The following is a 13,563-nucleotide window of genomic DNA, read 5'->3' on the forward strand; positions in this document are numbered from 1 at the left end:
AGCAGGGCGGGCTTTCCTGCGTGCCGGTGAACATGCCGCCTCGGGCAGCGTTGTTTTGGGGCTGTTTTCCATTAACTCTTGCGCATCAGGATCATCTTTTCCTGTGTCATGTCTTGCATCGTGAAGGGGATGCCACCGGTGCCGTATCCGGATTCCCTGCGGCCCGCAAAAGGCATCCAGTCGGTCCGAAAGGCCGTCGGATCGTTGATCATCACTGCCGAAGCATCAAGGCGGTTGGCCGCGCGTAGGGCGACATCGATGTCCTGTCCAAAGATGCTGGCCTGAAAGGCCGTTGGCAGCGCGTTGGCGCGGCGAATGGCGTCGTCGAGATCATCGTAGCGATATACCGCGACAATGGGGCCAAAGACCTCCAGCATGGACATCTTCGCGTCATGGGCCGGATCCAGCAGCACCGCCGGGCTCAGGGTGGTTTCGGACAGGCGTTCACCTCCGGTCGCGAGGACCGCCCCGCCTGACACCGCCGCGCGGGTCCAATCTGCGACACGGTCGGCCTCGCGCGGCAATATCAGCGGTCCGACCTCGGTATCCTCAAGGGTCGGATCAGCCGTGCGCAGCGTGTCAACGCGGGCGACCAAGCGGTGCGTGAAATCGTCGGCGATATCGTTGTGAACGTAGATGCGCTGTGTCGATACGCAGACCTGACCGGCATGGTAGTATCCACCTTTGACAATCGGTTCGATGACCTTGCCAGGATCGGCACTGCGGTCGATGATGGCTGGTGCGGCACCGCCATGTTCCAGCGCCGAGCGTGTTCCCGGCGCGAGCTTGGCCTTCAGGGACCAGCCGACCCTTGCCGAGCCGATGAAACTCAGGAAGGCAACCCGGCTGTCGGTCGCCAGCTTCTCGGCGAGCGTATTGTCATTAGTGACGAAGGTCTGGCACCAAGGTTCGGGCAGGCCAGCCTCGTGGACCAGCGCCACGACGTCGAGGCAGGACAGCGGTGTTGCGCTTGCCGGTTTCACGATGACGGGGCAGCCGGTCGCGATGGCTGGGGCGATCTGATGCACGATCAGGTTCAGCGGGTGATTGAATGCGGAAATCGCCGCGACGATGCCGATGGGTTCTTTTGTGGTAAAGGCCCAGCGGTCGTCCGCCGCCGCTGACAGCCCCATCGGGATTTCCCGGCCAGCGAAGGTGCGCAGTTCGTCAGCGGCGTTTTGAACGCCATCAATGGCGCGATTGGTCTCGACGATGGCATCAGGCAGAGGTTTGCCGCCCTCGCGCGCGATCTGCATGGCAAGATGGTCGCGCCTGCCCTCCATCAGAACCGCCAGCCTTCGCAGGATCGCGACCCGCTGATGCGGCTTGAGCCAGCCATCGCGATCCCCGAACACGCGGCTGGCGGCTTGAAGTTTGCGCTCCAGCGCGGCGGCATCGTCGGTTTCGATCTGGGCGATCGGTGCACGATCAAAGGCCTGCACGACAGTCAACATCTCCGATCTCCTCGCATCTCAGGGGTCTGCGTTCTGCAACGGGTCATGAACATTCCACATCGGGTGTGCGGTTGCGCAATTCGTCGACCAGAACGCGGGTATTCTCTGAATAGTCGATCGGCACATCGACCAGATGGACCCCGCCGCCGTCAAAGGCAGCTTCGAGTACCGGGAAAAGGTCTTCGACCGCACTTACGCGCGATCCTTTCGCGCCGTAGGCCTCGGCGTAGCGCACGAAATCCGGATTGCCGAAGGTCATGCCGAAATCGGGAAAACCGTCGACCGACTGTTTCCAGCGGATCATCCCGTAGGCGCTGTCGTTGAGGATCACCACGACAAGGTTCAGCCCAAGCCGCACCGCTGTTTCCATCTCCTGCGAATTCATCATGAACCCGCCATCGCCACAGACAGCCATCACGCGGCGCTCGGGGTGAAGTATCGCTGCCATCATCGCCGAGGGAAGTCCCGCCCCCATCGTGGCGAGCGCATTGTCGAGCAAAAGCGTATTGGCCACATGGGTGCGGTAATTGCGGGCGAACCAGATCTTGTACATGCCGTTGTCAAGGCAGGCGATGCCGTCTTCTGGCATGACCCGGCGGACATCGTGCACAAGACGCTGAGGCGTCACCGGGAAGCGATTTTCTTCAGTGCGATCGTTGAGCCGGGCCAGAATCCTCTGGCGCAATTGGAGCATTCCCTCGTCGGGTGACACTCTGCCTTCCAGCCGCTCTGCAAGGCCTTTGACAGACGCGCCAATGTCGCCGATCACCTCGATATCCGGATGGTAGACCTGTTCGACCGTCGCGGACTCATAGCTGACATGGACAACTCTGGGTCCGCCATCGTTTTTCATCAGGAACGGTGGCTTTTCGATCGTGTCATGGCCGATGGCGACGATCAGGTCGGCGCGTTCGATAGCCTCGTGAACATAGTCCCCCTCGGAAAGCGCGGCGGTCCCGACATAGAGGTTTGAGCCGCCATCGACAGCGCCTTTGCCCATCTGCGTGTTGAAGAACGGCAAGCGGGTGCGCGCCATGAAGCCTGACAGCGGCTCGACCAGCGCGGGCCGGTTGCCGGCCGCGCCGATCATGACCAGTGGCCTTTTGGCGGCAAGGATCATCTTGGCCGCGTTGTCGAGCACGGCGGCACTGGCGACCGGACGGTCGTAGGCATGGCGCGGAATGACGCTGGCGCCCTCGGCGTTCGCCGCCGCGACGTCCTCCGGCAGTTCGAGATGCACGGGCCCCGGCCGTTCCTCGGCCGCGACGCGAAACGCGTCACGCACCGCCGCGGGAATGGCGGCGGGGCTCAGGATCTGGCGTGTCATCTTTGTGAGCGGCCTCATCGAGGCGACGATGTCGACGATTTGGAACCGGGCCTGCTTGGCGCTCATCACCGGCTTCTGTCCGGTGATGAGGATCATCGGCATGGCACCCAGATGCGCATAGGCCGCGCCGGTCACAAGGTTCAGGGCACCGGGGCCGAGCGTGGCGAGGCAGACGCCGGGCTTGCCGGTAAGCCGCCCATGCGTCGCCGCCATGAAGGCGGCCGCCTGCTCATGCCGTGTCAGAACCAGCTCGATGCGAGAGGTGCGCAAGGACTCGACGATGTCGAGGTTTTCCTCGCCGGGCACGCCGAAAATTCGGTCAACCCCTTCGTTCTCCAGTGCGGCGACAAACAGGTCTGACCCTTTGGGCATGATTTCAGTCCATTCGTTAATTGTTTCGACCAAGGTCAGGCCAGATGCTCACGATCTGTGAAGCTGTCAGGCTTCGACCGATCCATGCAGGTCCTCCACGGCATCCGAATACTATAGCATGGGACTGCGAAGACCGCAGAGCGCGAGTTGCGGCAATGGTGCCGATCTTGCCTTGAATCTAAGCCTCACTTTGAAAGATCGGCAGCGACACGGGGCCTTGTGGCGACTCGGCTTCGACATGCATGACGCTGATTTCACCGTCATAAAGGCCATCGAGAATGCCGACAAACTGCTCATGCGCCGTGCTCGGCTCAAAGTGTTCGACATGATCTGCGTAGCTGCGCCATGCGACGATCAAGGTCGCCGTGCCCGGCGCCTCGACGCCAAGGCCGACGGTGTGACCGCGATACCCTTGCGCTGTGCGCAAATGCATTGCTGCGTTCTCCATGGCCTTGAAGAACTCTGCGGCCTTTCCTGGTGCCAGTTGGAAGGTAGCAATTTCTATAACCATGACAGCTTTCCTTTAGTTCCCTGATGCGCTCTCGAAAACGGAGCTGCATCTATTCCCGGTTTTTCTATTGCCGGACATGCGATCAACCGAGGGCTCATGGTTGACTGGACGCATTCTCGTCGACGACGGCGATCCCGATTTTGCCGCGTACGCCATTGCGCGGGCGCTCCAGCAGGGCGTGGGCGTCGGGGATGCCGGCCAGCGGGTAGACCGCGCCGACATGCGGCTTCAACAATCCTCGGTCAACAAGGGTTGCAAGCTCGTCCAGCTTCCCCCGGTTCTGACGTGTGAACACAAAATGATAGCTGGCGTTGCACCCCCAGGCCTCGATCAGATTCTGCGGATTGGGAATGTCGACGATCGAGACGATGCGACCGAGTTGTGCGAGCACGCGCGGGCTGCGTTCAAGCGTGTCGCCCCCGATCGTGTCAAGGACGACGTCCACGCCAACGCCGCCAGTCTCGCGGTTCACGACGGCCACGTAGTCTTCGGTGCGATAGTCGATCACCACATCGGCACCGAGGCTGCGCACAAAGTCGGCATCATAGCCCGAAGCGGTCGCTACAACGAACGCGCCAGATGCTTTGGCGGCCTGAACCGCAACATGCCCCACGCCGCCAGCCGCGCCGTGGACAAGGACAGTTTCTCCAAGGCGCAAGCCCGCCCGCGTGAACAGCGCCTCCCAGACCGTGCCGCCCACGAGGCTGAGGCTGGCTGCCTCAAGATGGGTGAGACCAGCCGGCTTGTGACCAACAATCGCCTCGCTCGCGACGTGGTACTCGGCATAGCTGCCGTGACCCCCGAAAATCTGCGGTGTGTACCAGACGGCATCGCCAGGCTTGAATGCCGATACGCCAGAGCCGACGGCTTCCACGACGCCTGAGACATCGTGACCGGTAATCGCAGGCAATGGCACCAGATCGGGGTAGTCGCCGCGACGCACCTGATAATCGAGCGGGTTGATAGAGGTTGCATGGACCCGGACCAATACCTCTCCAGCGCCGGCCTTGGGGGTCTCATATTCAGAAAGAGCGAAAGCGTCGGGGCCGCCGAATTCAGTGAGGCTCATAGCTCGCATGATTGTTCTCCAGTTTCAGATGAATTGATATCGCGCATTTGCGATCTTCTGGTTCAAGGCGTCCGCTTTGAAGGTTGGTGTGGGGTCGTACTCATGCCCCCGGAAGAGTGCCGAATACTCACTTCGTTTCGGCATTCTGCCGTCTACGCGCTCATTGGCGCACACCGTGGAAAGCAGGTGACACGTGCTGTTCGATGCGCCGTTCTCAACCAAACTCGGACCCAAGCGTTGCGCACCACTGCGCGGCGTGCAGACGGGTTGATTAACCTTGATCAAGCCGATGACAACGAACGGCACCTCTATGTCCTGAGGCATGAATGCTAGGTCGTTGGGATAGGGCATGATTTATTCCCTCAGATTGCACTGGATCCGAACTGCACTTAGCAAAGTTAGCAAATCCATCACTTGCGCGCGGTGCTGAACTTGCTTGGCATGGACCGCTCTTGCTATCCATTCTGCGTGGAATTGCGGGACCAAGTGGCAAAAACGGGGATACGGTGCTTTGTTAGCGGACTTGTCTGCGCGGCCAGCCGACCTTTTGGTAAAGAAACCTTTGTTCTCGCAGTGCGAGGCCAAGGTTCACCGCTCGGCTGCCCTTAGCGTATATTGTGCCTTCGCGTCGCTATCGCGTGGCCCCAACTGCCAGACCGTCCTAGCCACGTCCTCAGGCCTCGCCCTCTCCCCTCAAACCGCGCACCTCGCCAAGATCGCGTGTGGTGCGAGCATGAATCGTAGGTTTCCACCGTTTATCATCGCCAGCCGGACATTTGGTTCCATAAAGACAGGATGCTGACGACCCCCGACCGCAATGGGCCAGACTGCGCGAACCCTTCAATGTGCTCCGGTAGAACTCGTTGCAGGCCTTGCTGCCACGGCTCCGATTTTGCAGTCAAACGCACGCGGCAGCGGCGATTCACGCCGGGGGCAGAGGTCCGGACAAGGAGCCCCCTTTGCGTTCCGATCGCGCAGAGCGGAAAGGCCGCAAGATCGGCACCTTCGAGGCAGCATCTGCGCCGCGTGGCGGTGGACCGCACGATATCCTGCCCTTGACCTGATCCTAAGGGAGGCACCCCCTCATGAGCCAGTTTCAACCGTTCATCGTTTCGCTGGTTGTCGGTCTCGTCATCGGCATGATCTATGGCCTCGTTTCGGTTCGTTCGCCTGCACCACCGATAATCGCCTTGCTCGGTCTCTTGGGCATGCTTGCCGGAGAGGCCGGAGTTCAATGGCTCAAGGGCCATGCAAGCGTCGTGCAGTCGGTTCTGCACGCCAAGTCCTTCGCGCTTCCCGCCCGGGATGACTCTGCGAGGAAATCAGATGCGTCCTGAAGATCAACGCATCCGGTCCATCGCAGCTCAAAAGGAGGACGGGTTTTCGATCGCTCGGCAGGTGCCGAAGTGGTCATCGCAAGCCATGGCCCGGCGGCAATCCGTTTCTGGCGCTGCGTCATCCAACACGTCCCGCAACGTTGATGGGGTGGCGTCGCGCGTCCTGCGTCCGTTCAAACCATGGAAAATCTCATGTCCAAAGCAGATCTGACCGTCTTTGCCAGCGCGGGCCGCTTCCCCCCAACTGGAAAATTCAATGCTTGAGAAAATGTCGGAGGATACTGGCAGCGCCCGCCCGCTAAGCTACCCGGTCTTTCGGGCGCTCTGGATCGCTACGATTGTCTCTAATGTCGGGACCTGGATGCATGATGTGGGTGCCGGATGGCTGATGACCTCGCTGTCGCCCAGCCCGCTGCTGGTCGCATTGGTCCAGACCGCGACGACGCTTCCGATGTTCCTGCTTGCCCTGCCTGCCGGAGCACTGGCCGACATCGTGGATCGGCGCAAGATGCTGCTGGCAGCACAGGTGCTTGGTCTGCTTGCGGCGATGACCCTGGCGATGCTGACGGCGGCTGGGCTTGTCTCTCCTGGCATCCTGCTCGCCGCGACGTTCATGCTAGGCATTGCGGCCGCGCTCAGTGCTCCGGTATTTCAGGCGATCGTCCCGGAATTGGTGGACAGGCAGGCCCTACCGGACGCCATCGCGCTGAACAGCCTCGGCGTCAATATCTCGCGCGCGGTGGGCCCGGCGCTGGGCGGGGCGATCGTTGCCATAGCCGGCATTCCAGCCGTTTTCGCGCTGAACGCGCTTTCCGTGCTGGGCGTGCTTGTTGTGCTGGTCACCTGGAAGCGCCCTCAGGCCGCCCGCACCCTGCCACCCGAGCATTTCTTCGGTGCCCTGAAAGCCGGTTACCGCTATACGCGCCATTCTCCTGCGCTGCGCCTTGTCTTGATCCGGGCGATGGGGTTCTTCCTGTTCGGAAGCGCGCTCTGGGCGATGCTGCCGCTCATCGCGCGACGCGGGCTTGGTCTGGATGCAGCCGGGTATGGCGTGCTTCTTGGCTGCATGGGTGCCGGGGCGGTCGCCGGTGCGATCCTGCTCAAGCGGGTGCGGACAATAGTGCCCGCCAATCCGGTGTCTGTCGCCGCGACACTCCTCTTCGCGCTTGCAATGCTGGCGCTCGCGCGGGCCAGCCATGCCTGGGTCGCCGGAGCCGTTCTCTTCCTGGCCGGCCTGGGCTGGATCGGCATGCTGACGTCGCTGAACGTTGCCGCGCACATGGCCGCGCCGGGATGGGTCAAGGCGCGGGCGCTGGCGGTCTATCTACTGACGTTTCAGGGTGCGATGACATGCGGCAGCGTCCTATGGGGAACGCTTGCCACCGGCACCAGCGTTGCCACGGCTCTGGTGATCGCGGGCGTGGGGCAGATCCTGGCCGTTGTCCTGGCGGTCCGCTGGCGGTTGCCGCAGCATTCGGGCACCGATCTTGCGCCCTCGCACCATTGGGCGGACCCCGTCGTTTCCGTGCAGCCGGGCATGGACCGCGGTCCGGTCCTGATCGAAATCGAATATCGGGTCGAGCCTTCGCGGCTGGTCGAGTTCGTGTCTGCCCTACGCCGCTTCAAGTCTGTGAGGCATCGCGACGGGGCAATTCGATGGGATGTCTGGGAAGATGTCGCCGAACCGGGGCGGATCGTCGAGACGTTCGTGGTGGAAAGCTGGGTCGAGCATCAGCGCCAGCACGAGCGGGTGACCCGGGCCGACCAGTTGGATCAGGACCTCCTGAACGAATACCATTTGGGCGATAAGCCGCCAGTTGTCCGCCACCTGCTGCGGCCACCATGACACGCCGCAAGACGCCCAAGGCCTGACGTCCTTCTGTCTGCCCGAACCACCCATCAACTCAAGTTGCACTTCAGAGAGCTTTTCCATGGCATTTGTCACCACATCCGACGGGACGCGCCTTTTCTACAAAGACTGGGGTCCGAAAGATGCCCAACCCGTCATGTTTCACCACGGTTGGCCGCTGAGCGCCGACGATTGGGACAACCAGATGCTGTTCTTCCTGTCCCATGGCTACCGCGTCATAGCCCATGACCGCCGCGGACATGGGCGATCCGACCAGACCGACAGCGGCAATGACATGGACACCTATGCTGCCGATGTTGCCGAGATCACCTGGGCGCTGGACCTGCACGACGTGATCCATGTCGGGCATTCGACCGGGGGCGGCGAGGTTGCGCGCTATGCGGCGCGGGCCGAGCGGGGCCGTGTCGCTGGCGCGGTGCTGATCGCTGCGATCCCGCCGGTGATGGTGCGGTCCGATGCGAATCCGGATGGCGTGCCGCCAGAGGTCTTCGACGGGTTGCGCGCTGCGCTGTCGGCCAACAGAGCGCAGTTCTTTCTCGATCTGCCAAGCGGCCCATTCTACGGCTTCAACCGGCATGGCGCGAAGGTCAGTCAGGGTCTGATCGACAACTGGTGGCGGCAGGGCATGTCCGGCGGCGCAAAGGCACATTTCGACTGCATCGCCGCATTCTCCGAGACCGATTTCAGCGAGGATATGGAAGCGATCACCGCACCGGTTCTGATCCTGCACGGTGAGGATGACCAGATCGTGCCGATTTCGAATTCGGCCCACAAGGCGATCTGGCTGGTCAGGGATGGCACGCTGAAGTCGTACACCGGCCTTTCACACGGGCTTTTTGCCACGCATCCGGATCTCATCAATGCCGATCTTCTTGCCTTCGCGCGCTCGGCCTGACGTGATGGGGTGTCGCCGGTATGCTGCGTCCATCATGCGCGCATATCACGCGGTGATCTCTGACGTCACAGTTCATCCCGGAAAGGGAACGCAATGCCCACTGTCTACTACGCCCCGGCTGGCTGCTCTCTGGTACCGCACATCGTGCCGAAATGGATCGGAGCACCCTACAAGGCGGTCAAGGTCAGGATCGGCTCAGAGGAGCTTCTCGCCATGAATCCCGCCGGCACCGTCCCGACCTTTCGGGAAGACAGCGGCTGGCTATTGACTCGGGCCGGCGCGATCCTCGATGATCTAGGGCAAAAGCTATCGGAGGCCGGACTGTCCGGCGGTGATAGTATCCGCGCGAAATGCTGGTCTGCCTTTCTCACTGCGGACCTTCACGCCTCATTCTGGCTGATCTTCATGCCCAACCGCCACACAATCAACAAGAGCGATGCAGCCCGGAAGGCAACGGTCGGGGCCGGGGTCAAGCTGGCCTCTCAGCCTCTCGGAATTCCGAACCGCCATCTCGGCGGACGATCGGTGATTGATGCCTATGCTTTCCAGATGATCCGCTTCGGGGCGAAAATTCTGCAAGGCGGGCTTCAGAACTTTTCCGATGTGCAGAGGCTGCGTGACAGGATCGCCGCAGGACCCGCCGTCCAAAAGATCATTGCGCGGGAGGGCAGGGCGTGAGCGCAGGTGATGCCGGAGGAATGATGAGTGGACTTCACCACGTCACCGGCATCACCGCTGATGTGCAGGCCAATGTCGATTTCTATGTTGGCTTCCTTGGCCTCAAACTTGTCAAGCGGACGGCGGGCTATGCGGATTCCGAGCAATTGCATCTGATCTACGGCGATGGCTTGGGCAGCCCCGGATCCCTTCTGACCTTCCTCGTCTGGGAGGCCACAGGCCGCGGACGCACTGGCATCGGCCAGGTTCTGGAAATTGCACTAGCGGTTCCCCCGGCCTCCATCGAAAGCTGGCTGAGCAAGGCGCTCGCGGCGGGTGTCCCGTTCGAGGGGCCATCGCGCGAATTCGGAGAGCCGGTTCTGCGGCTCAGGGATCCAGACGGGCTGATCGTGAAACTGGTTGGCGTCGCCTTGTCGACCCCCGCTCCGCTTCCGGAGGGACCCATACGCTTGCGGGGCGTAACCGTCCTTACCGATAAGGCCAGAGAGACCGCAGAGTTCTTGACAGTATTCGGCTATAAGTACGCGCAACACACAGGCCTGACGCAACGCATGACGTCAGAGACAGATGTGGTCGATGTCCGGGACGCATCGGGCTTCGTACCATCGGTCGCAGGGGCCGGCGTGCCCGATCACGTGGCCTTTCGGGCGAAGGATGCCGATGACATCCGAACCCTGCGGCAATCGCTCCTGGATCATGGACCGACAGAAATTCATGACAGAAAGTACTTCCTGTCGCTCTATGTTCGCGATCCGGCTGGTATCCTGATGGAATACGCCACTGACGGGCCGGGCATGACCATTGACGAAGCACCGGAGGCCCTTGGCCGGACCCTGTTCTTTCCGCCGCATGTTGCGGGCCACACCCAAGATATCGAGGCCATGCTGCCTCAATTCTCGATGCCGGGCGACGAGCGGTTCCCCGTCCGAAAGCTCCCCTTCGTGCACCGCTTCAACCGGCCAGAAAGGCCCGACGGCACTACTCTGGTGCTGCTCCACGGTAGCGGAGGAAACGAGGCCGATCTGATGCCGATCGCGCGCCGCATCGCCCCGCAGGCGACGCTTCTGGGGGTGCGTGGCCGGGCCACCGAGGAACAGATCAATCGCTGGTTCCGACGGTTCGACGCCACGACATTCGATCAGGCCGATATCCAAAGCGAAGCCGCAGCCTTCGCCGCTTTCGTCGAGGACGCGGTGATCAACTACGGGATCGATGTGACCCGGCTTTTCTTTCTCGGCTATTCCAACGGCGCGAACTTTCTGGCCGCCGTGATGCAGGTCTACCCGTCCGCTGTACGCCGTGCTGTTTTGCTACGCGCGGTTCAGGTCCTTGATCCGCTACCGGCGGAGGATCTCTCTGGAACGCATGTGCTGATGGTCAATGGGCAGGACAGTTACGCTCCAGTACTGGCCGATAATCTGAGGGCGCAGGGTGCGCAGGTCGACACCCGAACAGTACCTAGCGGCCATGAGCTGATCGCCGCAGACGTCGCCGAGGTGGCCGACTGGCTTGGACTGGGCTATGCGGGCCAATGACTGGTCAAGGCGAAAAAGCGGGGCTCCGGAACATCGCCCAAGATCATAGACTTCACTGCGGCCAATCTCCCCTGCGTTGGATGCATAGCCGCCATGCCCAACCGCGTTGCGGCTGGAAACGACATCTCAGCTCAGGGACATTTGTCGCGGTTCCGGTCGTTCTGATGGAACGGGTTTCGAAGATTACGGCCAAAATGCTCGGTCCATTCCGATATTTCCCGTCTGTGGGGATGTCGGGACCTGATTTCCGGTCGCTCTTGTGGTTGCCCACATGGGTGGGCATCTCTGCCCCTGTTGCAGACACCAAGGAGTCTCTCGCCATGTCCTATATCCTTCGCGCCGCCACTCTGGCCGGATTTGTCGCCGCTTCTGCCGCCGCTGCTCAGGCCGAGGACGGCACTTTGACTGTCGGCATGTCCGGCGCCTATTTCCCCTTCACCTTTGTGCGCCAAGATGTCCTGCAGGGTTTTGAAGTTGATGTCATGAATGCGGTGGGCGAGGTGGCCGATCTCGACATCCAATTCGAAACCATGTCCTTTTCCGGGCTGGTGGGTGCGCTAGATGCGGGCCGTATTGACACCATTGCCAACCAAATCACCATCACGCCAGAACGAGAGGCGAAGTTCGCCTTTACCGAACCCTATGTGATCGACGGTGCCCAAGTGGTAACGCGCAAGGGCAATGACGCTATCGCCGGGGTCGACGATCTGCGCGGCAAGATAGTGGCCGTAAACCTCGGTTCGAACTTTGAACAGTTGCTGCGCGATCTGCCCTTTGCCGGTGAGGTCGAGATCAGGACCTACGACAGCAATATCGAGCAGGACACCGCACTTGGCCGCGTCGATGCCTTTGTGATGGACCGGGTGTCCTCGGCTCAGGTGATCAAGCAAAGCCCACTGCCGCTGCAACTGGCTGGCCAGCCGTTCTCGGAAATTCGCAATGCCCTGCCGTTTCGTGATGACGAAGACGGCCGCGCCCTGCGCTCCAAGGTCGATGCAGCACTTGTCGTTTTGCGCGAGAACGGCGCCTTGACCGAGATCTCTGAGAAGTGGTTCGGGTCCGACATCACCACGCTTTTAGCGGAATAGTCCGTGCAGGGGCTCGACATCGGGTACATGGTCGGCTTGATGCCGGTGATCCTGAGCTATGTGCCGCTGACGCTGGCAATGGCGTCAGTGGCCATGGTTTGCGCGCTGGTGTTGTCAGCCCTTCTGGCGGTTGAACGGGTCGTGCGTGTGCCGATTCTGGATTGGCTGGTGATTGTCTTTATCAGCTTCTTTCGCGGCACTCCGCTTCTGGTGCAGCTTTTTCTGTTCTACTACGGGCTGCCACAGGTACTGTCTGTTCTGACCAGGATCGACGGGGTCACGGCGGCGATCCTGGGTCTGATGCTGCACTTCGCGGCCTATATGGCAGAATCAATCCGCGCCGCAATTATCAGCGTCGACCGCAGCCAGTGGGAGGCGGGCCAGTCTATTGGGATGACCCAGTGGCAGTTGATGCAGCGCATTATTCTACCGCAGGCCGCGCGTGTGGCGGCGCCAACGCTGGTCAACTACTTCATCGACATGCTCAAGGCGACCTCGCTCGCTTTTACCCTTGGTGTCACCGAGATGATGGGCGCCGCCCAGAAAGAAGCTGCCGGCAGCTTCCTTTACTTCGAGGCCTTTCTTGTCGTGGCAGTGATCTACTGGGGTATGGTCGAAGCGCTCAATCAGGGCCAGAAAGTTTTGGAAACCTATCTCGATAAGGCTTACGCGCGATGACATCGACGACCGGAATCTCGATCAGGGGACTGACAAAGACATTCGGCGGAAAGCCTGTCCTTGACGGTATCGACCTCGACATTGCGGCGGGCGAGCGAGTGGTGATCATCGGTCCCTCGGGCACCGGAAAATCGACCCTGCTACGCTGCCTCAACTACCTCGACCGGCCGGATGCTGGTCTGATCTCTATTGGCGATCTGACGGTGGATGCCGCCCATGCACGCAACTCTGATATCCTTGGCCTGCGGCGGCGCACCGGGTTCGTGTTCCAGAACTACGCGCTTTTCGCCAACAAGACGGCGATTGAGAATATCATGGAGGCGCTGATAACAGTGCAGCGCTTGCCCAAGTCCGAGGCCGTTGCGCGCGCCAAAGCTGTGCTTGCCGAGACAGGTCTCGCCGACAAGGCCGACAGCTATCCAGCGGCGCTATCCGGCGGGCAGCAGCAGCGGGTCGGCATTGGCCGCGCGATGGCACTTGGAGCGGAGCTGATGCTGTTCGATGAACCGACTTCGGCTCTGGACCCGGAGTTGGTCGGAGAAGTGCTCGATCTGATGCGCCGGGTTGCGGAGCAGAGACAGACAATCCTGATCGTCACCCACGAGATGCAGTTTGCCCGCGAGATTGCCGATCGCATCCTGTTCATGCACGGTGGCAAGATCGTCGAGCAGGGCACACCGGCGCAGATCTTCGAAGCACCACAGGATGTGCGGCTCCGGCGGTTTCTGGCCCGGATAGATGGTTGAAGC

13 protein-coding genes are annotated in these 13,563 nt (G+C 61.3%); 8 read left to right on the forward strand and 5 right to left on the reverse strand.

Going from position 1 to position 13,563, the window contains the following annotated elements; all coding sequences use genetic code 11:
• Positions 1-71 precede the first annotated feature (71 nt).
• The 5 genes from ROSMUCSMR3_RS16140 to ROSMUCSMR3_RS16160 all read right to left on the reverse strand — a co-directional run bounded on the left by ROSMUCSMR3_RS16140 (position 72) and on the right by ROSMUCSMR3_RS16160 (position 5,084).
• Positions 72-1,454, reverse strand: coding sequence for an aldehyde dehydrogenase family protein (locus tag ROSMUCSMR3_RS16140; RefSeq protein WP_081507969.1), 1,383 nt, complete (start codon positions 1,452-1,454; stop codon positions 72-74).
• A 43-nt stretch (positions 1,455-1,497) separates the two neighbouring features.
• Positions 1,498-3,153: an acetolactate synthase large subunit gene (locus ROSMUCSMR3_RS16145; RefSeq protein ID WP_081507970.1), complete on the reverse strand. Its 1,656-nt coding sequence runs from the start codon at positions 3,151-3,153 to the stop codon at positions 1,498-1,500.
• A gap of 178 nt (positions 3,154-3,331) precedes the next feature.
• On the reverse strand, positions 3,332-3,664 hold the full coding sequence (locus ROSMUCSMR3_RS16150; protein ID WP_081507971.1) for an antibiotic biosynthesis monooxygenase family protein: 333 nt from the start codon (positions 3,662-3,664) through the stop codon (positions 3,332-3,334).
• Between the two features lie 94 nt (positions 3,665-3,758).
• Positions 3,759-4,733 carry a zinc-dependent alcohol dehydrogenase family protein gene (locus ROSMUCSMR3_RS16155; protein WP_198385541.1) on the reverse strand — a complete coding sequence of 325 codons (975 nt, stop codon included), beginning with the start codon at positions 4,731-4,733 and terminating at the stop codon, positions 3,759-3,761.
• A gap of 24 nt (positions 4,734-4,757) precedes the next feature.
• On the reverse strand, positions 4,758-5,084 hold the full coding sequence (locus tag ROSMUCSMR3_RS16160) for a hypothetical protein (RefSeq protein ID WP_081507973.1): 327 nt from the start codon (positions 5,082-5,084) through the stop codon (positions 4,758-4,760).
• 734 nt (positions 5,085-5,818) lie between these two features.
• Here ROSMUCSMR3_RS16160 and ROSMUCSMR3_RS16165 point away from each other — a divergent pair.
• From ROSMUCSMR3_RS16165 to ROSMUCSMR3_RS16200, 8 genes are all read left to right on the forward strand, one after another.
• Positions 5,819-6,070: a DUF1427 family protein gene (locus ROSMUCSMR3_RS16165; protein WP_081507974.1), complete on the forward strand. Its 252-nt coding sequence runs from the start codon at positions 5,819-5,821 to the stop codon at positions 6,068-6,070.
• A gap of 256 nt (positions 6,071-6,326) precedes the next feature.
• Complete coding sequence (locus ROSMUCSMR3_RS16170) at positions 6,327-7,916, forward strand: MFS transporter (protein ID WP_081507975.1); 1,590 nt, start codon at positions 6,327-6,329, stop codon at positions 7,914-7,916.
• Between the two features lie 85 nt (positions 7,917-8,001).
• A complete protein-coding gene (locus ROSMUCSMR3_RS16175) occupies positions 8,002-8,835 on the forward strand; it encodes an alpha/beta fold hydrolase (RefSeq protein WP_008279984.1) in 834 nt (277 codons plus the stop codon).
• A 93-nt stretch (positions 8,836-8,928) separates the two neighbouring features.
• A complete protein-coding gene (locus ROSMUCSMR3_RS16180) occupies positions 8,929-9,513 on the forward strand; it encodes a glutathione S-transferase family protein (RefSeq protein ID WP_081507976.1) in 585 nt (194 codons plus the stop codon).
• Between the two features lie 20 nt (positions 9,514-9,533).
• Positions 9,534-11,048 (forward strand): VOC family protein, encoded by a 1,515-nt coding sequence (locus tag ROSMUCSMR3_RS16185; RefSeq protein ID WP_081507977.1) that lies wholly within the window; start codon positions 9,534-9,536, stop codon positions 11,046-11,048.
• Positions 11,049-11,368: 320 nt separating this feature from the next.
• Entirely contained in the window at positions 11,369-12,136 is a 768-nt protein-coding gene (locus ROSMUCSMR3_RS16190; RefSeq protein ID WP_081507978.1) for an amino acid ABC transporter substrate-binding protein, read from the forward strand.
• 3 nt (positions 12,137-12,139) lie between these two features.
• Complete coding sequence (locus ROSMUCSMR3_RS16195; RefSeq protein ID WP_037297133.1) at positions 12,140-12,814, forward strand: amino acid ABC transporter permease; 675 nt, start codon at positions 12,140-12,142, stop codon at positions 12,812-12,814.
• Positions 12,811-13,560, forward strand: coding sequence for an amino acid ABC transporter ATP-binding protein (locus ROSMUCSMR3_RS16200; RefSeq protein WP_081507979.1), 750 nt, complete (start codon positions 12,811-12,813; stop codon positions 13,558-13,560). The genes ROSMUCSMR3_RS16195 and ROSMUCSMR3_RS16200 overlap by 4 nt, the downstream gene beginning before the upstream one ends.
• The last annotated feature ends 3 nt before the right edge of the window (positions 13,561-13,563 follow it).

Origin of the sequence: Roseovarius mucosus, from assembly GCF_002080415.1 — a bacterium.
Lineage (GTDB): Bacteria > Pseudomonadota > Alphaproteobacteria > Rhodobacterales > Rhodobacteraceae > Roseovarius > Roseovarius mucosus_A.

What these genes read in the sequence shown, in the direction of transcription:
- ROSMUCSMR3_RS16140 (WP_081507969.1), bottom strand. Translation starts at nt 1,454, where the DNA reads ATGTTGACTGTCGTGCAGGCCTTTGATCGTGCACCGATCGCCCAGATC.
- ROSMUCSMR3_RS16145 (WP_081507970.1), bottom strand. Translation starts at nt 3,153, where the DNA reads ATGCCCAAAGGGTCAGACCTGTTTGTCGCCGCACTGGAGAACGAAGGG.
- ROSMUCSMR3_RS16150 (WP_081507971.1), bottom strand. Translation starts at nt 3,664, where the DNA reads ATGGTTATAGAAATTGCTACCTTCCAACTGGCACCAGGAAAGGCCGCA.
- ROSMUCSMR3_RS16155 (WP_198385541.1), bottom strand. Translation starts at nt 4,733, where the DNA reads ATGAGCCTCACTGAATTCGGCGGCCCCGACGCTTTCGCTCTTTCTGAA.
- ROSMUCSMR3_RS16160 (WP_081507973.1), bottom strand. Translation starts at nt 5,084, where the DNA reads ATGCCCTATCCCAACGACCTAGCATTCATGCCTCAGGACATAGAGGTG.
- ROSMUCSMR3_RS16165 (WP_081507974.1), top strand. Translation starts at nt 5,819, where the DNA reads ATGAGCCAGTTTCAACCGTTCATCGTTTCGCTGGTTGTCGGTCTCGTC.
- ROSMUCSMR3_RS16170 (WP_081507975.1), top strand. Translation starts at nt 6,327, where the DNA reads ATGCTTGAGAAAATGTCGGAGGATACTGGCAGCGCCCGCCCGCTAAGC.
- ROSMUCSMR3_RS16175 (WP_008279984.1), top strand. Translation starts at nt 8,002, where the DNA reads ATGGCATTTGTCACCACATCCGACGGGACGCGCCTTTTCTACAAAGAC.
- ROSMUCSMR3_RS16180 (WP_081507976.1), top strand. Translation starts at nt 8,929, where the DNA reads ATGCCCACTGTCTACTACGCCCCGGCTGGCTGCTCTCTGGTACCGCAC.
- ROSMUCSMR3_RS16185 (WP_081507977.1), top strand. Translation starts at nt 9,534, where the DNA reads ATGATGAGTGGACTTCACCACGTCACCGGCATCACCGCTGATGTGCAG.
- ROSMUCSMR3_RS16190 (WP_081507978.1), top strand. Translation starts at nt 11,369, where the DNA reads ATGTCCTATATCCTTCGCGCCGCCACTCTGGCCGGATTTGTCGCCGCT.
- ROSMUCSMR3_RS16200 (WP_081507979.1), top strand. Translation starts at nt 12,811, where the DNA reads ATGACATCGACGACCGGAATCTCGATCAGGGGACTGACAAAGACATTC.